16 protein-coding genes are annotated in these 16,397 nt (G+C 70.7%); 5 read left to right on the forward strand and 11 right to left on the reverse strand.

All coding sequences use genetic code 11. The annotated features are described in order from the left end of the window. Positions 1 to 115: 115 nt before the first annotated feature. Both QC029_RS26445 and QC029_RS26450 read right to left on the reverse strand, forming a co-directional pair. Positions 116 to 1,411, reverse strand: a complete 1,296-nt coding sequence (locus QC029_RS26445) for a geranylgeranyl reductase family protein (protein ID WP_279558326.1) — start codon at positions 1,409 to 1,411, stop codon at positions 116 to 118. A 303-nt stretch (positions 1,412 to 1,714) separates the two neighbouring features. Next, positions 1,715 to 2,407 (reverse strand): demethylmenaquinone methyltransferase, encoded by a 693-nt coding sequence (locus QC029_RS26450; protein WP_279558327.1) that lies wholly within the window; start codon positions 2,405 to 2,407, stop codon positions 1,715 to 1,717. A gap of 327 nt (positions 2,408 to 2,734) precedes the next feature. On the opposite strand from QC029_RS26450, the gene QC029_RS26455 reads away from it, so the two are divergent. The 3 genes from QC029_RS26455 (at position 2,735) to QC029_RS26465 (ending at position 6,145) form a co-directional block, all read left to right on the forward strand. Continuing rightward, positions 2,735 to 3,190: a type VII secretion target gene (locus QC029_RS26455; RefSeq protein WP_279558328.1), complete on the forward strand. Its 456-nt coding sequence runs from the start codon at positions 2,735 to 2,737 to the stop codon at positions 3,188 to 3,190. Next, a complete protein-coding gene (locus QC029_RS26460) occupies positions 3,187 to 5,472 on the forward strand; it encodes a DUF6571 family protein (RefSeq protein ID WP_279558329.1) in 2,286 nt (761 codons plus the stop codon). Before QC029_RS26455 ends, QC029_RS26460 begins: the two co-directional genes overlap by 4 nt. Before the next feature lie 79 nt (positions 5,473 to 5,551). Further along, the gene (locus QC029_RS26465; protein WP_279558330.1) at positions 5,552 to 6,145 is read left to right on the forward strand and encodes a hypothetical protein; all 594 of its coding nucleotides are present in this window, start codon (positions 5,552 to 5,554) and stop codon (positions 6,143 to 6,145) included. A 2-nt stretch (positions 6,146 to 6,147) separates the two neighbouring features. On the opposite strand, the gene QC029_RS26470 is transcribed toward QC029_RS26465, so the two are convergent. The 3 genes from QC029_RS26470 to QC029_RS26480 form a co-directional block, all read right to left on the reverse strand. Beyond that, positions 6,148 to 6,696, reverse strand: coding sequence for a hypothetical protein (locus QC029_RS26470; protein WP_279558331.1), 549 nt, complete (start codon positions 6,694 to 6,696; stop codon positions 6,148 to 6,150). A 14-nt stretch (positions 6,697 to 6,710) separates the two neighbouring features. Continuing rightward, on the reverse strand, positions 6,711 to 7,910 hold the full coding sequence (mqnC, locus tag QC029_RS26475; protein ID WP_279558332.1) for a cyclic dehypoxanthinyl futalosine synthase: 1,200 nt from the start codon (positions 7,908 to 7,910) through the stop codon (positions 6,711 to 6,713). Positions 7,911 to 8,069: 159 nt separating this feature from the next. Further along, positions 8,070 to 8,945, reverse strand: coding sequence for a menaquinone biosynthetic enzyme MqnA/MqnD family protein (locus tag QC029_RS26480; RefSeq protein WP_279558333.1), 876 nt, complete (start codon positions 8,943 to 8,945; stop codon positions 8,070 to 8,072). A gap of 241 nt (positions 8,946 to 9,186) precedes the next feature. Between QC029_RS26480 and QC029_RS26485 the strand changes: the two genes are divergently transcribed. Continuing rightward, positions 9,187 to 9,390 (forward strand): cold-shock protein, encoded by a 204-nt coding sequence (locus QC029_RS26485; protein WP_093660436.1) that lies wholly within the window; start codon positions 9,187 to 9,189, stop codon positions 9,388 to 9,390. Between the two features lie 308 nt (positions 9,391 to 9,698). Here QC029_RS26485 and QC029_RS26490 read toward each other — a convergent pair whose 3' ends face one another. From QC029_RS26490 to QC029_RS26515, 6 genes are all read right to left on the reverse strand, one after another. Then, a complete protein-coding gene (locus tag QC029_RS26490) occupies positions 9,699 to 11,096 on the reverse strand; it encodes a dicarboxylate/amino acid:cation symporter (RefSeq protein WP_279558334.1) in 1,398 nt (465 codons plus the stop codon). Between the two features lie 474 nt (positions 11,097 to 11,570). Further along, positions 11,571 to 11,963, reverse strand: coding sequence for a DUF4229 domain-containing protein (locus tag QC029_RS26495; protein ID WP_336621614.1), 393 nt, complete (start codon positions 11,961 to 11,963; stop codon positions 11,571 to 11,573). Between the two features lie 28 nt (positions 11,964 to 11,991). After that, positions 11,992 to 12,516 carry a GNAT family N-acetyltransferase gene (locus QC029_RS26500; RefSeq protein ID WP_279558335.1) on the reverse strand — a complete coding sequence of 175 codons (525 nt, stop codon included), beginning with the start codon at positions 12,514 to 12,516 and terminating at the stop codon, positions 11,992 to 11,994. 45 nt (positions 12,517 to 12,561) lie between these two features. Beyond that, entirely contained in the window at positions 12,562 to 13,725 is a 1,164-nt protein-coding gene (gene mqnE / locus QC029_RS26505; RefSeq protein WP_279558336.1) for an aminofutalosine synthase MqnE, read from the reverse strand. Between the two features lie 144 nt (positions 13,726 to 13,869). After that, positions 13,870 to 14,325: an Lrp/AsnC family transcriptional regulator gene (locus QC029_RS26510; protein WP_279558337.1), complete on the reverse strand. Its 456-nt coding sequence runs from the start codon at positions 14,323 to 14,325 to the stop codon at positions 13,870 to 13,872. A gap of 104 nt (positions 14,326 to 14,429) precedes the next feature. Continuing rightward, the gene (locus QC029_RS26515) at positions 14,430 to 15,131 is read right to left on the reverse strand and encodes a UbiX family flavin prenyltransferase (protein ID WP_279558338.1); all 702 of its coding nucleotides are present in this window, start codon (positions 15,129 to 15,131) and stop codon (positions 14,430 to 14,432) included. Positions 15,132 to 15,226: 95 nt separating this feature from the next. Here QC029_RS26515 and QC029_RS26520 point away from each other — a divergent pair, with 95 nt between their 5' ends. Continuing rightward, a complete protein-coding gene (locus tag QC029_RS26520; RefSeq protein ID WP_279558339.1) occupies positions 15,227 to 16,354 on the forward strand; it encodes a hypothetical protein in 1,128 nt (375 codons plus the stop codon). Positions 16,355 to 16,397 lie beyond the last annotated feature (43 nt).

The following is a 16,397-nucleotide window of genomic DNA, read 5'->3' on the forward strand; positions in this document are numbered from 1 at the left end:
GGGCCGTCCGGTCTCCCGGACGGCCCCGCGCCGTCTCCCCGTCGTCTCCCCCGCCCCTCGCGCCACCTGACGCAACACGCCGCGTGCGCGGCTCCCGCCCGGCGCGCGGCGCGCCTTACGCGCGCGGAGCCACCTTCGTCAGCCCGTTGATGATGCGGTCCATCGCGTCGCCGCCCGTCGGGTCCGTCAGGTTGGCCAGCAGCTTCAGCGTGAAGCGCATCAGCACCGGGTGCGTCAGACCGCGCTCCGCCGCCAGCCTCATGATCTTCGGGTTGCCGATCAGCTTCACGAAGGCGCGGCCCAGCGTGTAGTAGCCGCCGTAGGTGTCCTTGAGGATCCTCGGGTAGCGGCGCAGCACCAGCTCGCGCTGGGCCGGGCTCCGCCGGGCGTGGGCCTGGACGATGACGTCGGCCGCGATCTGCCCGGACTCCATGGCGTACGCGATGCCCTCGCCGTTGAACGGGTTGACCATGCCGCCCGCGTCACCGACCAGCAGCAGCCCCCGCGTGTAGTGCGGCTGCCGGTTGAAGGCCATCGGCAGGGCCGCGCCGCGGATCGGGCCGGTCATGTTCTCCGGCGTGTAGCCCCACTCCTCGGGCATCGAGGCGCACCACGCCTTGAGGACCTCGCGCCAGTCCAGCTCCTTGAAGGACGAGGAGGTGTTGAGCACGCCCAGGCCGACGTTGGAGGTGCCGTCGCCCATGCCGAAGACCCAGCCGTAGCCGGGCAGCAGCCGGTCCTCGTCGCCCCGGCGGTCCCACAGCTCCAGCCACGACTCCAGGTAGTCGTCCTCGTGGCGCGGGGAGGTGAAGTAGGTGCGCACGGCCACGCCCATCGGGCGGTCCTCGCGCCGGTGCAGGCCCATCGCCAGCGACAGCCGGGTGGAGTTGCCGTCCGCGGCGACCACCAGCGGGGCGTGGAAGGCGACCGGCGTCTTCTCCTCCCCGAGCCTGGCCTCCACGCCGGTGATCCGGCCCGTGCGCCCGTCGACGATCGGCGCGCCGACGTTGCACCGCTCGTACAGCCGCGCCCCGGCCTTCTCGGCCTGCCGGGCGAGCTGCTCGTCGAAGTCGTCGCGCTTGCGGACCAGTCCGTAGTCCGGGAAGCTCGCCAGCTCCGGCCAGTCGAGCTGGAGCCGCACCCCGCCGGCGATGATCCGCAGCCCCTTGTTGCGCAGCCAGCCCGCCTCCTCGGAGACGTCGATGCCCATCGCGACGAGCTGCTTGACCGCGCGCGGGGTCAGTCCGTCGCCGCAGACCTTCTCCCGGGGGAAGGCCGTCTTCTCCAGCAGCAGGACGTCGAGTCCGGAACGGGCCAGGTGGTAGGCGGTGGTGGACCCGGCGGGGCCGGCCCCGACCACGATCACGTCGGCGCTGTGCTCGGAGGTTGCCTTCGGGGGGGACTCGGTCACGACGGACTCCCGCAAGACTCGGTGTTCAACGTGCCGGTCACGCCGGGCACTGGACGGATGCAGTCTATGGGGGGACCTCCGGCGCTCCGGGAAAGGGATGCGCGTGCGGACGCCCGTACCCCCGTCCCCGTACCGCCGCCCGCGCCGTCTCCCCGACGCCCGGCAGCGCACGGGGAGTTCACCGCGGGGCGGCGAACGCTCCCCCGCGGTCGCCCGCGCGCCCGGACGAACGCCGGACCGGGCGGGACGCACCTCTTCCCGCGCCGGGGGACGCGGCCGTCCGCGCCCGCCCCGGCCCGTGGGCTATCCGGCGTATCCCCGGTGCAGGGCGACGATCCCGCCCGTCAGATTGCGCCAGGCGACCCTCGCCCAGCCCGCGTCCTGGAGCCGGCGGGCCAGGGCGGGCTGGTCGGGCCAGGCGCGGATGGACTCGGCGAGGTAGACGTACGCGTCCGGGTTGCTGGACACGGCGGTCGCCACGGGCGGCAGGGCCCGCATCAGGTACTCGGTGTAGACGGTGCGGAACGGCGCCCGGACGGGATGGCTGAACTCGCAGATCACCACCCGTCCGCCGGGCCTGGTCACCCGCAGCATCTCGCGCAGCGCGGCGTCGGTGTCGTGGACGTTGCGCAGCCCGAAGGAGATGGTGACGGCGTCGAACGCGTCGTCGGCGAACGGCAGTCGCGTCGCGTCCCCGGCCGTGAACGGCATCCACGGCTCGCGCTTCTTGCCCTCCCGCAGCATCCCGAGGGAGAAGTCGCACGGCACGGTGTACGCCCCGGCGGTCGCGAAGGGCACCGACGACGTCCCGGTCCCGGCCGCCAGGTCCAGCACCCGCTCCCCCGGCCGCGCGTCCACGGCGCGGGCGACCGCCTTCCGCCACAACCGGGTCTGCCCGAGGGACAGCACGTCGTTGGTGAGGTCGTACCGGGCCGCCACCTTGTCGAACATCGCGGCGACTTCGTGGGGCTGCTTGTCCAGGGATGCGCGCGTCATGCCCCCATCCTCCCAGCCCTCGGCGCCTCCGCCGTCGCCTGCCCGGCGTACGCCGGAACGGCGCCGGACCGCCGCACGCTCTCCCGTCGCCGCCCGCGCCCCCTCCCGGAGCCGAGGGGATGGACGTGAGGCCCCGAACGCCTCGTCCCGTACCGGCGGTCGAGCGCTCCGGACGGCCGGTGCGGGGACGCTCGCCGTGCCCGCGGAGCCGCGACCGTTCGGATTCGGCCGATTCGGCCGGACACCACCCGATCCCTTTGCCATGTCGACACCGGGCGCGTTACACAGTGCGTCCGCAGATGTCTTGACCGTCACCACGGGGGAATCGTGTCGTTCGACGAGGAGTGGGCCCGGCTCGTGGCCAAGGCCACGCGCGAGCGGGAGGTCCGCACACGCCTCAACACGCTCGACGGGGACGAGGGCGGCGGCACGGCCAGACTCCTCCACGTCACGCCGGGCGAACTCACCAAGCGCGCGGGCAGGACCGACACCCTCCGCGGCGACTTCGCCTCGGCGGACAACGCCGTCGTCAAGGAGACCGGGGAAGCCGCCGCCGGGCTCAAGGGGTTCAAGTCCGCTGCCGCGTTCGCCACCTTCCGGAAACGCTGGGAGGAGCAGATGAAGTACCTCCAGGGCCTGCTGGACGACGGAGTGGCCAAACCGCTGCGCGCCGCGGCCGGCGCACTTCAGCAGGAGGACGGCGACCGGGCCAAGGTGCTCGACGGCCTCAAGCCGGCGGAGGACGACAAGGACGGCAAGGACGACAAGGGCGAGGACAAGTGACGCTGAGCTACAGCACGGTCAGGGATGCCGACCTCACGCCGCTGTCCGAGGCCGTCGCCAAGTGGCGGAACCTGCCGGGCAGGTTCACCACCATCGCAACCTCGTTCAACACCGAGGTGTCCGGTGCCCTGCGCGCCTCCGACTGGGAGGGGGAGGCCGCGGAGGCCGCCTTCAGGAAGTTCGACCAGGTGCAGAAGCAGATGCGGAACGCCGCGGACGAGGCCGGCGACGTCCACCGGTTGCTCGACAGCGCGCTGGAGAGCTTCCGTTCCGCCCAGAAGCGGCTTCGGGACGTCGCGACCGAGGTCTCCGAGGACAGGAACCTCAAGCTCTCCCCCGCCGGGCTGGTGTACCTGGACCCGGACGACCGGAAGGAGCCCGAGCGGCTCGCCGTCCTCCGGCAGGCCTACGAGGACGTGGTCCGGGGGTACAACGACCGCGTCAGGACGGCTCTCGAGGACGCCACCGAGGCGGACACCGCACTGCACTGGGCTCTCTCCCAGGACCCCAACGGCCGCTCCCCCGGTTTCCACCCGGACATGTTCCGCAGCGTCCAGGACGCCCGGCAGGGACGCGATCAGGCCCGCAAGGACGCCGACACGCTCGTCGAGCTCACCTCTCTCGGTCCCGACATGACCGACGAGCAGCTTGAGCAGTTCAACCGCCTGGCTCGGAGGCACGAGGGCGATCCCTACTTCGCCGAACGGTTCGCCGTCCGGACCGGCCCCGAGGGCACGCTGCGCTTCTGGCAGGGCATCGCCGATGCCCGCCCGTCCGGCAGTGCGGCAGAAAAGACTCTGGCCGGCATCCAGGAGTCCCTGTCCCGCACCCTCGCCACCGCCTCCCACTCCCAGAGCGAGGCCATGCGGGAGTGGAAGAAGAAGATGGTCGACCTCGGGGACGAGCGCATCTACTTCGTCCACTCGGGCGAGACGGCCATGCTACCGAGTCAGGGATCCCACGGGTTTTCCATCATGAGCAGCCTGATGCGCCATGGTGAGTACGACACCGATTTCCTGAAAAATTACGGCAATGAACTCTTCAGTTTCGAGAAAGATCATGAGGGGAACCTCAAGGAACTCTGGTATGTGGACGATCACAAAGCTCGCCTTAGTTTCGTCTCCGGGTCCGGAAACGATCCTATGGCCGGGTACCTGGAAGCCCTGGGTCACAACCCTGAAGCATCCAAAGCCATGTTCGAATCGGAACCCTGGGCAGCGGCAAAAGATCCCGGCCACGCCGGAGATCTCAACCCGTTCCTTAACTACCTCATGCGCGAACGCGATTGGCCTCAGGACTCAGCAGAGGGCGAGGAATCCTCAGAGGGTTACGGATACGACGAACTGGGGCACGCCCTCGAAGCCGCCACGCTTGGATTCCCGTATGACCGGCCAGATCTTGGAGCGGCGTCTTACCTGAACCCCAAGGAAGGTGCTTATCCGGAGCAGTCCGCACTTCGAGACAAAACTGCGGCAAATATCATGAGCCAAGTCGCAGCAGTCGTCGGCTTTGACTCCGACTATGTTACAGACCGCCCTGGAGTCGGCGACAGCCTCGCCAAGATGGGGGCCGGATACATGGACGACTTGAGTCGCTCTGTCTCGAATTTCGCGAATATAGACCATGATGCAGATCTGAGGGACAAAGCTTTTCGATACGGAGAACAGGCCGGCCACATCAACCTTGACGAGAACCTTGCCAAAGACTTCCTGGAGAGCGTAGGAAAGCACTCCGGGGCTTACGAGATTCTGTCTGCCGCGCAGGAGTCCTATGCGGTCAGTGCATTGAAGCACTACCCGGAGCCCAACGAAGAACTGAATCGCATTATCGACACAAGCGCGAAATTCCACTCCATCCTCGACAACGCAAGGGCCGAGCACATCGACAGCCACGCGGAGAAAAAGTCTCAAGAATACGCCGAAGCGGCAGAGTGGAAGAATTTTGCGGTAAGTCACGGGGTGGGCCTGGGTGTAGGGCTTGCCACGCTCCCCTTCGGCGGGCCTGCCACTTCTACTGCGGTCTCGTTTGTAGTCCCTGCGATCATAGAAGGAGTTGGCGACGCGGCGGAGACCAAACTCGGCATCGAAATCGACCAGGAGCTGAGGGAGCGGGAAAAGGAAATCGAGAGCAAGGCAGAGATGGAGAAGGACGACTTCAAGGAGATCGGAAAGTCGCGCGCTGCCGCCCCTCTCTCCGCCTACGCTCAGGCTCACGGCATGCCCAGCGATGACCCCTGGTTCGCGGAACGAAGAAGGTTCATCGAGCTCTACTACGGAAGGTAATACAGGAGGCGAGGGATGGAAATCAGTGGGTAAAAGAGTCGGCTCACCCTCCTCGAAAATCGCACCTTACAGCTTCATCATGACAGTATTTTTCTTGGTTTCGGGGTGCACGGGAGAAGAAGAGAAGGAAGGGATCGAGGCGGAGTCAGCTTGCGGCGGACTGTCCGGTCCCGCAGCCGCGGCGCTTTCTGAGATTACAGGAGAGAACCGCTTCCCTTCTTCGGCCCGGGTGAACGCGAAGGCCTTCTCCGAATCCTTCTCCAAAACTGCGAGAAGCGAGAAAAAGGGCGCCGAAGTTTTCTGCAGAGTACCCCACCCCAAGGGAAAGGATCTCCCTAGCCCGACAGTACGGTTCGCCCTCTCCACCAGAAGCGAAGTCCCGCCATCGGTCGAAGAGGGGCTGGTCGGGGAGGATAATTTCCCTGTAGCCCTGCAGGCTGTGAGCGACCCCAGGGGTGCTGACATATACTTTGAATGCCGCTCAACATGGGCAAAGAATTCGGGAATCCCTGCCGTGATCCGCGCGGAGCTGGATTACGAAAAGACCAGCAAGGCCGGGATGGGGACTCTTCAGAAAAACATGGATTTCCTTCAACACGTAGCGCACAACGTGGCCGGGGAACTGGGATGCGAGAACAACGGGGATATTCCCAAGAGAGACAAGCCCTGGTGACGTCAGGCGCGGCGGTGGAGGAGGCGGCCGGCGAGGATCGTGGCGAGGCAGGGGCCGTCGGGGGCGTGGACGGCGAGGTCGGCACGGGCGCCCACGGTGAGGACACCGGGACGGGGGGCGGGGAGGACGGCCAGGCCCGAGCGCTGGACCGCCGTGCGGACGGCGGGGCGGGTGAAGGGGCCGACCACCGAGGTGACGCCCTGGCGGAGCAGGCGCTGCAGGCCGCGGCGGGCGCTGTTGCCCCAGCGCACCTCGTCCATCGGGAGGGCGGTGAGGGCCTCGCCCGTGAGGGGTTCGGTGCCGAGGGCGTCCGCTTCGCGCGGGTCCGGGTGGTACGCCGCCTCCAGCCAGGCCGCCGCGTCGGCCGCGCAGCGGCCCGGGCCGAGGAGGCCGGGCCAGCGGCGGACGCGCGCGGACGGGTACGCCGCCGTCAGCTCGCTCAGGGGGCCGATCGCCGCGATCCGGTCGCCCTCGACCGCCGCCGCGTGCCCGTCCAGCGGCTCGCCGTCCTCCGTGAGGCGGACGGCGAGCGGGGCGTGGATCGTCAGCACGGTGGTGGGCCCGGTCAGTTGGCGTCGACGAGCTTCAGCCCGGGGTGCGCCGTGCCGCCCTCGATCGCCGTGGAGGACAGGTGCGACACGACGCGGTCGTCCACCGGGTCGTCGGCCGGGTCCTCGTGGACGACCAGGTGCTCGTACGTCGTCGAGCGCTGCGCCGGGACGCGTCCGGCCTTGCGGATGAGGTCGATCAGCTCCATGCGGTTGGAGCGGTGCCTCGCCCCGGCCGAGGAGACCACGTTCTCCTCCAGCATCACCGAGCCGAGGTCGTCCGCGCCGTAGTGCAGGGAGAGCTGGCCGACCTCCTTGCCCGTCGTCAGCCAGGAGCCCTGGATGTGCGCGACGTTGTCCAGGAAGAGCCGGGCGACGGCCAGGATGCGCAGGTACTCGAAGAGGGTGGCCTGGGTGCGGCCCTTCAGGTGGTTGTTCTCCGGCTGGTAGGTGTACGGGATGAAGGCGCGGAAGCCGCCGGTGCGGTCCTGCACGTCGCGGATCATCCGGAGGTGCTCGATGCGCTCGGCGTTGGTCTCGCCGGTGCCCATCAGCATCGTGGAGGTGGACTCCACGCCCAGCCGGTGCGCGGTCTCCATGATCTCCAGCCAGCGCTCGCCGGACTCCTTCAGCGGCGCGATCGCCCTGCGCGGGCGCTCCGGCAGCAGCTCGGCGCCGGCGCCGGCGAACGAGTCCAGGCCCGCGGCGTGGATGCGGGTGATGGCCTCCTCCACCGTCACGCCCGAGATCCGGGCCATGTGCTCCACCTCGGAGGCGCCCAGCGAGTGGATCACCAGCTCGGGGAAGCGCTTCTTGATCGCGGCGAAGTGCTCCTCGTAGTACTCCACGCCGAAGTCGGGGTGGTGCCCGCCCTGGAACATGATCTGGGTGCCGCCCAGCGCCACGGTCTCCTCGCAGCGGCGCAGGATGTCGTCCAGGTTCCGCGTCCAGCCCTTGTCGGTGTCCTTGGGCGCGGCGTAGAACGCGCAGAACCTGCACGCGGTCACGCAGACGTTGGTGTAGTTGATGTTCCGCTCGATGATGTACGTGGCGATGTGCTCGGTGCCCGCGTACCGGCGGCGGCGTGCCGCGTCGGCGGCCCGGCCCAGCGCGTGCAGCGGTGCGTGCCGGTAGAGCTCCAACGCCTCCTCCGCGCTGATCCGCCCGCCCCCGGCGGCGCGGTCGAGCACGGACTGGAGGTCGGCGTTATCGGTCACCGGGCGGTCCTCTCGGGCTGGGCGGTCGGGTCGGCCGGGCCGGTCGGCGCGCGGCGGCACGGCGTCCGATCCAGCGTACGCCAGCGCCCGTACGGCCTTTCGGCAGGTCAGTCCCGCCTGGCCGGTTCCCGTGGAGCCGCTGCCGAGCGGGTGCGGGCCTCAGCGCAGGAGTTCGACGCGCACGTCGGCCGGGAATCCGGTGGTGGGCCCGGTGCGGCGGGCGAACTCGGCGATGCCGCCGAGCTGTTCGGGGCCCAGCCGGAAGTCCAGCGTGGTGAAGTAGCGCTCCAGCAGCTCGGCGTCGAACGCCTCCCAGCGGGCGGCCTGCTCGGCCACCTTGGCGACCTCCTCCAGGGACAGGTCGCGGGAGGCGAGGAAGGCCCGGTGGACCTCCCGCACGGTCTCCGGTTCGCGGTCCAGGTAGTCGCGGCGGGCGGCCCACACGGCGAAGACGAACGGCAGGCCCGTCCACTCCTTCCACATCAGGCCCAGGTCGTGGACCCGGAGCCCGAGCCGGGGCGCGTCGTGGAGGGAGGCGCGCAGCGCGGCGTCGCCGATGAGCACGGCGGCCTGCGCCTCCTGCATCATCAGCCCGAGGTCGGGCGGGCAGGTGTAGTAGTCGGGGGCGAGGCCGTACCGCTCGGCCAGCAGCAGCTGGGCCAGCCGCACCGAGGTGCGGGAGGTGGAGCCGAGGGCGACGCGCTCGCCGTCGAGGGCGTCCAGCGGCACCTTGGAGACGATCACGCAGGACATCACCGGACCGTCGCAGCCCACCGCGATATCCGGCAGCGCGACCAGCCGGTCGGCATTGCGGAGGAATTCCACGAGGGTGATCGGGCCGATATCGAGATTCCCGTTCACCAGCTGTTCGCTCAGCCTTTCCGGGGTGTCCTTGGTGAGCTCCAGGTCCAGCAGGGTGCCGGTGCGGGCCAGGCCCCAGTAGAGGGGCAGGCAGTTGAGGAACTGGATGTGCCCGACGCGGGGCCGCCTCCGGAGGGACTCGGCGGCGGGCCGGTCAGCGTCATTGGTGTCCACCTGGCGAGACTATCCCCGGGGCGCGATCCGCCGCCCCCGGGGGGTGCTCACCCGGACGGACGCGCCCGGACATGATCACCCTTCCCCTCCGGTGGGCGCCGTGCTAGGCTCGAGGCAAGTTGCAGTTTGGTTTCCCTTGCAGTACAGAGCCTGCGGAGCATGTGACCGCGGGCTCTCGTCGTTTTCAGAGTTCTTATTGGGTTCTGGAGCAGGGCAACCCTTATAGGCCCAAGGAGGGCTTATGGCTACCGGAACCGTCAAGTGGTTCAACGCTGAAAAGGGCTTTGGCTTCATCGCCCAGGACGGCGGCGGTCCCGATGTGTTCGTTCACTACTCCGCGATCAACGCCAACGGGTTCCGCTCCCTGGAGGAGAACCAGGCGGTCACCTTCGACGTGACGCAGGGCCCGAAGGGTCCGCAGGCGGAGAACGTCACCGCGGCCTGAGTTGCCCGGCTCGGCCAGAGCCCTGGCCGTGTCGGCGCACGGCCGCCCGTGAGGGCGGTACGGCGTCGGCAGACGACCGGATAAGCAGTACCCAAGGAGCCCCCGCCACGGCGGGGGCTCCTGCCTTGTGTCCCCGTCCGGCCCCTCGCCCGGCCGGGCGGCCGTACGGGGCCCGGAGCCGGACCCGCCGCCGTACCGCTCGCCCCGGCCGGGTCCGGTGGACGCCCGACGGGCCCCACGCCGACGGGCCCCCGCCGTCTCCCGGGGCGGGAGGCGGCGGGGGCCCGTGAGCCGGTGCGCGGGACCGGTCAGGCGGTGGCGGGAGCCGGCTCGCTCCGGCGGCGGCCCGTGTCCTCCACCGTGTCGCCGGCGGCGCCGCCGGGACCGTCGAGCTCGTCGATGTCGAAGCTCTTGGCGCTGTGGAAGGCGTCCAGGTCCAGGATCTTCTCCCGGGCCGACACCAGGACCGGCACCACGGCCTGTCCGGCGACGTTGGTGGCCGTCCGGATCATGTCCAGGATCGGGTCGATCGCCAGCAGCAGGCCCACGCCCTCCAGCGGCAGGCCGAGGGTGGAGAGGGTCAGCGTGGTCATCACGGTGGCGCCGGTGAGGCCGGCGGTGGCGGCCGAGCCGATGACCGAGACGAAGGCGATCAGCAGGTAGTCGCCGATGCCGAGGGACACCCCGAAGATCTCCGCGACGAAGATCGCGGCGAGCGCCGGGTAGACCGCGGCGCAGCCGTCCATCTTGGTGGTCGCGCCGAACGGGACCGCGAACGAGGCGTACTCCTTCGGCACGCCCAGCCGCTCGGTGACCTTCTGGGTCAGCGGCATGGTGCCGACCGAGGAGCGGGAGACGAAGGCGAGCTGGATGGCGGGCCAGGCGCCGCGGAAGAACTGCAGCGGGTTGACCCGGGCGGCCGTCGCCAGCAGCAGCGGGTAGACGCCGAACATCACCAGCAGGGAGCCGACGTAGACGTCGACGGTGAAGGTGGCGTACTGGCCGAGCAGGTCCCAGCCGTACTCGTTGATGGCGCGGCCGATCAGGCCGAGGGTGCCCAGCGGGGCCAGCCTGATGACCCACCACAGCGCCTTCTGCAGCAGGGCGAGGGCGGCCTCGGCGAAGGACAGCAGCGGAGCGGCCTTCTCGCCGAGCCGCAGGGCGGCGATGCCGGCGACGGCGGCCATGAAGACGATCTGCAGGACGTTCAGCTCGGTGAACGGCGTGATCACGTCGGTGGGGACGATCCCGGTGAGGAAGTCCAGCCAGGAACCGGCCTGTTCGGGCCGGCCGCCGTCCTTCGGGGTCAGACCGGTGCCCGCGCCGGGGTCGGTGAGCAGCCCGATGCCCAGGCCGATCGCGACGGCGATCAGCGAGGTGGCCATGAACCACAGCAGGGTGCGGGTGGCCAGCCGGGCGGCGTTGGAGACGTTCCGCAGGTTGGTGATCGAGACGGTGATCGCGAAGAAGACCAGCGGGCCGACGGCCAGCTTCAGCAGCTGGACGAAGGTGCCGCCGACCTTGTCGAGGGCGGTGCCGAGCCAGGCGACGTCGCCGCTGCGGGCGACCCAGCCCAGCAGGACGCCGAGCACCAGACCGAGGAGGATCTGGGCCCAGAAGGGCACCCTCGGCAGGCGTGTCCGGCGCGTCGGCGCGTCGGGCGCGCCGGCCGTACTGGACGTGCTGGATGGGGTGTTGGAGGACACGGACACACTCCGGTGAGACGTGAGGGGACGGAGTTCTCTGCGGTTCTCGGGGTTTCCCGCGTTCACGGCCGCTCGGCCGTGCTGGGAGAACTCGACGGTCCCGGAAAACTCGGAACGGGGGAAGAGCGCGCCGGAGGAGGCCCGGCCGCCGTGGTCGCGCTGGCTCAGCTGATGCGACAGGCCGCGGACAGGCAGCGGCAGAGGTCGACGTGCAGCCGGGCCACGAGCATCGTGCTCCTGGCCTGGGGGGTGGTGCGGGCTGCGGTCGTCATGGTCCTCACGCTAACACTGGGCCTTGGGGCTTCCCAAAGTCGGCCTTGGGGAAGCGGCGTTCGACCACGCACAACGTCCCGCCGGGCAACGGGCATTCCCGGCGGGACGTGTCGAGGGCGTGTGACGAGGATTACGCGCGGGCGCGGTGAGCGGGGGCGCGGACGCGGTGGGCGCGGAGGCGCCGGGCGGCCCGGCCGGGCTCTAGTCCTCCTGGCTCTGGTTGGCGGCCAGCTTCCGCTTGGCGCGGTCCACGCGCTCGGTGATCTGCACGGACATCTCGTCACGCTGCCTGCGCAGCAGCACCAGGCTGAGCGGCGCGGAGACGACCATGGCGAGCATCAGCAGCCACAGCGGGTTGGCCCTGCCGATGGCCTCGGGCAGGACGCCGACGTAGGCGAGCAGCGCGACGACCACGAAGCAGGCGACGAAGACGCCCAGCCGCATGGCCGTGTAGCGGAGCGTCGCGTGCGACGTGCGGGCCGGTGCGGCGCCCGGCACGGTGTCGGGTGCGGTGTTCGGCACGGTGTCGGGTGCGGTGTCCGGTGCGGTGTCGGGTGCGGTGTTCGGGTTGCCGGTCTCCGAGGTGCTGGTCACGGTGGTGGATCCTTTCGGCGTGGCCGGTTCAGCGGAACTGGAGCCACATGGTGATGTCGTCCCGGAGATCGTCGTCCGCGACCCTGATGGCGTCGGGTACGCGGCCGACCTCCTTGTAGCCGCACGAACCGTAGAAGTCCTCCAGCCCGAGCCCGCCGCGGCAGGTGAGCCGGATGCCGCGGACGCCGTCCATGCCCCGGGCGGCCTCCTCCACGGCGGCCATCAGGGCCCGGCCCTCGCCCCGGCCCTGGCGGTCGGGGCGCAGCATCACGGTGTACAGCCACACCCAGTGTCGCATCAGCCGGTGCGTGTTGAGGGCGAGGAAGGCGGCGCCCGCCACCTCGCCCTCCTCGTCGTACGCCACCAGCAGCCGCTCCCGTCCCTCGGCCATCGCCACGAGGTGCCTGACCAGCTCGGGCCGCACCTCCTCGGGGGTCACCGGCGGTACGAAGCCGACGGCGCCGCCCGCGTTGGTCACCCGCGCCCACAGTGCGCAGATCCCGTCGGTCAGCCGCCGGTCGACGGGAGGGTCGGGTACGTATCGCAGCGTCATCGTGCCTTCCTCACGACTGTGGCCCAGGTCACGTCCGCCGGCCCGTCAGAGCCGCATCGGCTGCGGGGACTCGCGCCGCGCCGGGTCCGGGCCGTCGTACTCGCGGACGATCTCGTAGCGGGTGTTGCGCTCGATGGGGCGGAAGCCGGCGTCGCGGATCAGCTCCAGCAGGTCCTCGCGGGTGAGCTTGTCGGGGGTGCCGTAGTTGTCCGCGTCGTGGGTGATCTTGTACTCGACCACCGAGCCGTCCATGTCGTCCGCGCCGTGCTGGAGGGCGAGCTGGGCGGTCTGCACGCCGTGCATCACCCAGAAGACCTTCACGTGCGGCACGTTGTCGAACAGCAGCCGCGAGACCGCGAACGTCCTGAGCGCCTCGGCGCCGGTGGCCATGGTGGTGCGGGCCTGGAGCCGGTTGCGGACCTTGCCGTCCTTCATGTCCACGAAGTCGTGCTGGTAGCGCAGCGGGATGAAGACCTGGAAGCCGCCGGTCTCGTCCTGGAGCTCGCGCAGCCGCAGCACGTGGTCCACGCGGTGGCGGGGCTCCTCGATGTGGCCGTACAGCATGGTGCACGGCGTCCTGAGGCCCTTCTCGTGCGCCAGCCGGTGGATGCGCGACCAGTCCTCCCAGTGGGTGCGGTGGTCGACGATGTGCTGCCGCACCTCCCAGTCGAAGATCTCCGCGCCGCCGCCGGTCAGCGACTCCAGGCCGGCGTCGATCAGCTCGTCGAGGATCTCCGACGCCGACAGACCCGAGATCGTCTCGAAGTGGTGGATCTCGGTGGCGGTGAACGCCTTCAGCGACACCTGCGGCAGCGCCTTCTTCAGCTCCCGCAGCGAGCGCGGGTAGTAGCGCCAGGGCAGGGTGGGGTGCAGGCCGTTGACGATGTGCAGCTCGGTGAGGTGGTCGTTCTCCATCGCCCGGGCCAGCCGCACGGCCTCCTCGATGCGCATGGTGTACGCGTCCTTCTCCCCCGGCTTGCGCTGGAAGGAGCAGTACGCGCAGGAGGCGGTGCACACGTTCGTCATGTTCAGATGACGGTTGACGTTGAAGTACACGACGTCGCCGTTCATCCGGGTGCGCACCTCGTGGGCGAGGCCGCCCAGCCAGGCCAGGTCGTCGGACTCGTACAGGGCGATGCCGTCCTCGCGGCTCAGCCGCTCACCGGCGCGGACCTTCTCCTCCAGCTCACGCTTGAGCCCAGCGTCCATGCGTCGCCGCCTCCTCGTTCCTGTGTGCGGGGGTTGCGGGGTCCTGCGGGCCGTCCCGTCGCGGGCGGCCCGACGAGCCTACGCCTGCCCCCGCGCGCGTCCGGGCGGGACCCCCGGGGCGGCGCCGGGACGGCGGGGCGCCGGTCACTCCTCGCCGGGCAGCTCGCCGACCCGGTTCTCCCACTTGGTGGAGAGGACGATGGTGGTGCGGGTCCGCGAGACGCCCTTGGTGCCCGAGAGCCTGCGGATCGTCCGCTCCAGGCCGTCCACGTCGGTCGCGCGGACCTTGAGCATGAAGGAGTCGTCCCCGGCGATGAACCAGCAGTCCTCGATCTCCGCCAGGTCCCGCAGCCGCTCCACCACGTCCTCGTGGTCCACGGAGTCCGAGAGCTGGATGCCGATCAGGGCGGTGACGCCCAGGCCCAGGGAGGGGGCGTCCACGGTCGCGCGGTAGCCGGTGATGACCCCGGCCGCCTCCAGCCGGTTGATGCGGTCGGTCACGCTGGGTCCGGAGAGGCCGACGAGCCGGCCCAGCTCCGCGTACGAGGCTCTGCCGTTCTCGCGCAGCGCCTGGATGAGCTGCCTGTCCACCGCGTCCATGCGTCCTGGTGCCTTCCGTCTTCGGGCCGTCGTTCAGCGCTGCCGGGCTGTCGGGTGCTGCGGGAGTTTCCGTTATCGAATCTAAGGCATTCGGGCGCGCTGCCCTACGACTGCCTCTGTGCGCCCCCCAGCTCGCCTTTCCATCGGCGATAGAGATCGTGGGGAACACCCAGCGCGTCCAGCGCGCGGCCGGCGACGAAGTCGACCAGGTCCTGGATGTGGGCCGCCCCCGCGTAGAACGCGGGCGAGGCCGGCAGCACCACCGCCCCCGCCGCGTCCAGGGAGACGAGGTGCCTGAGCGTCTGGCCGCCGAGCGGCGTCTCGCGCACGGCGACGACCAGCGGGCGGCGCTCCTTGAGCGTGACGCTCGCGGTGCGCTGGAGCAGGTCCTTGGAGAGCCCGAGGGCGATCCCCGCGACGGACGCGGTGGAGGCGGGGACGACGATCATGCCCCTGGCCGGGTACGAGCCCGACGACGGCCCCGCGGCCAGGTCGCCGGCGGGCCAGTGGCGCACGGTGCCGCCGCCCGCGCCCGTCTCCGGATCGGGCTCGGCGATCTCCACGTCGTACGCGTCCGGCGTGCCGTCCGCGCCGCGGGCCAGCCAGCGCCGCAGGTCCTCGCGCCAGTGGGCGTCGCGGAAGGGGTGGCCGGTCTCGTCCAGCAGGGTGAGCCGGGAGGCCCGGCTGACCACCAGGTCCACGTCCTCGCCCGCCGCGAGCAGCGCGCGGAGCACCGACGCGGCGTACGGCGTCCCGGACGCCCCGGACACACCGACGATCCACGGCCGTCGCACACTGTCCCTCACGGCACCGAGCCTAACGGCCGCCGCGCCGACCTCCCGCGCCGACCGGGGCACCCTGGACCCTGGCCGCTTCCGTCCCTGAGTAGTTGGATCGACGCATGCCCCGTACGCCCAGCACGCCCAGCACACCCAGCACGTCCGTCCCGCGCAAGGGCCTGGCAGCCGCCGGCTGCGCCCTCCTGATCGCCGCCTCCACCGCCTGCGTGGCCCCGCAGGAGCCCGACGCCGAGGCCAGGGCGCGCCAGTCCGTCGAGAGGCTCGGCGAGTGGGAGACGGTCTCGGTCACCGCGCGCGTCGAGGCCCCGGCCGACGAGATACACGCCTTCCTGCGGCGCAACCACGACCGGGGCATAGGCCCGGCCGCCTCCCGCACCGACGCCCTGCTGCTGTCCCGGATGGAGACGGCGTTCGCGTTCGGCGCGGACGGGCCGCTGAAGGACGTCGGGAGGAAGGACCGGCTCGACACCGCCGCGGCCGTGAACTTCGGCAGCCTGGACCTGGCCGCCTACAAGTCGATCGGCGACGACTTCTACGTGCGCGCCGACTGGACGAGGCTGGCGTCCGAGACGAACCGGAGCCACGAGACGGTGGCCCAGGCCGCCGAGCTGGCCCGGTCCGCGGACGACCTGCCGCCCTCGCTCGCCGCGGCCCGGGACATGCTCAGGGGCCGGTGGGTGCAGATCGACCCCGAGGAGTTCGACCACTTCGCGCGGGCGGTGGGCGGCACGTACGGCGAGCGCGCCCAGCGGCTGGCCAACAGCGTGGACATCCTGCAGAGCGCGGCGGCCCAGCACCACGTGGTCGGCGCGGTGCGCCGGGCCCTGGACGACCACGCCGTCTTCCGGGACGCGGGGCGGGCGGACGGCGCCGAGCGCATCAGGGTGACCCTCCCGGCCCGCGCGGTCGCCCGCGACCTCGCGCGGACGCTGGCGCCGCTGGAGGAGCGCTTCGACGGGATCGGGTTCTCCTGGCTGGAGCGGGCGCCGGACCGGAGGGTCACCGCGGAGCTGGCGCTGCGCGGCGGCACCCTGTCGGGAATGACGGTGGACCTCGGGGAGTTCACCGAGGAGGAGGGCTCCGGGAGTTCCGGGAGGCTTCCGCTCACGCTGTCCTTCGCGCCCGGAGCGGCGGTTCCGGTGGAGGCGCCGGCGGGCGCGAGGTGGCTGGACCCGCAGGACGTGATGGCCGCGGTGCTGTACCGGGAGCTGGGCGCGGCCCGGCCCTGACGGGCCCGGACCGGAACTTCCGCCACGGTCCGTAACGTTCTCC

Origin of the sequence: Streptomyces sp. DH37 (assembly GCF_029813835.1) — a bacterium.
Lineage (GTDB): Bacteria > Actinomycetota > Actinomycetes > Streptomycetales > Streptomycetaceae > Streptomyces.

Excerpts from the sequence above, each read along its gene's own strand:
- QC029_RS26450 (WP_279558327.1), bottom strand. The coding sequence starts at position 2,407 with ATGACGCGCGCATCCCTGGACAAGCAGCCCCACGAAGTCGCCGCGATG.
- QC029_RS26465 (WP_279558330.1), top strand. The coding sequence starts at position 5,552 with ATGACAGTATTTTTCTTGGTTTCGGGGTGCACGGGAGAAGAAGAGAAG.
- QC029_RS26485 (WP_093660436.1), top strand. The coding sequence starts at position 9,187 with ATGGCTACCGGAACCGTCAAGTGGTTCAACGCTGAAAAGGGCTTTGGC.
- QC029_RS26500 (WP_279558335.1), bottom strand. The coding sequence starts at position 12,516 with ATGACGCTGCGATACGTACCCGACCCTCCCGTCGACCGGCGGCTGACC.
- mqnE (WP_279558336.1), bottom strand. The coding sequence starts at position 13,725 with ATGGACGCTGGGCTCAAGCGTGAGCTGGAGGAGAAGGTCCGCGCCGGT.
- QC029_RS26510 (WP_279558337.1), bottom strand. The coding sequence starts at position 14,325 with ATGGACGCGGTGGACAGGCAGCTCATCCAGGCGCTGCGCGAGAACGGC.
- QC029_RS26520 (WP_279558339.1), top strand. The coding sequence starts at position 15,227 with ATGCCCCGTACGCCCAGCACGCCCAGCACACCCAGCACGTCCGTCCCG.